Source organism: Bifidobacterium sp. wkB338 (assembly GCF_003688325.1).
In the GTDB taxonomy this organism is placed as follows: Bacteria; Actinomycetota; Actinomycetes; order Actinomycetales; family Bifidobacteriaceae; genus Bombiscardovia; species Bombiscardovia polysaccharolytica.
In genome coordinates, this window is record NZ_NPOR01000032.1 from 1 (window position 1) to 809 (window position 809).

An 809-nucleotide genomic window follows, 5' to 3' on the forward strand; every position below is an offset into this window, starting at 1 on the left:
CGTTAAATTTGAACCCACGGGTCTATTATTTATGGTGTAAATACCTAGGTCTTTTTGAAATCTCCTTAATATTTTAATTGGATGCATGCAGAATTGATTCTTAAAAGCTTCTGAAATTGTTTGGAGCTCTTTTCCCATTGTGGGAATTGAAAATTTAGTATTATCCAGTAATTTCAATCGGTGACGCATGCGCAATTCATAATTCTCAGCTTCTTTGCTATGGAGCAGCGGCATCTTGCGCAAGCCATGCCTTCTCAATAGCTCTTGTTCCAATTGAAAGCTCTCAACAAGAACTTGCATATAGAATGGGAGCTCAATCATCATAAGTATGGGGCCATTCCGCTTATCTTGTTGTATGACATGGAAGCTCTCAAGGCACCATTGCAGATCAGCAACGGCCATCTTGATACCTGCCTTCTCATTGGCATCAAAGGTTCTTCTGTGCTGATTCATCTCTACTCGTGCTCCAGATGTTCCCATATCTTTACTCTATTGGTTTCAATTCATTCGAAGAAATCTAGTGGTAGATCGTGAGGCGAAAGTAGTTGTGTGGCAGAGCCTTGGAAAACGTGTAAATGGGCATAGCTGATGTAGAGGCGTTCATGCTCAAATATTGTGGGCAGAGAGCTTTTGATCCATAATTTGCATGCTTGAGTCAGAGGCTTTAAGGCAACCTGTCTTGATATGATGTCGAGCCTCAGCTCAGAGAGCGCGACTCAAGGTGTCCCGAAGAAAACAGGGAACGATTTTCCTTCTTCGACTTAGCCTTGTGGTCTATGATCCGGAGAAGTAACTGCGAAAGCTACACC

Annotated in this window: 1 protein-coding gene; it reads right to left on the minus strand. The window is 42.5% G+C overall.

From position 1 onward, the window contains the following. Nucleotides 1-480: hypothetical protein (locus tag CI603_RS06360; protein ID WP_147438291.1), on the minus strand; the 480-nt coding region annotated here is incomplete at its 3' end. Nucleotides 481-809: the final 329 nt, after the last annotated feature.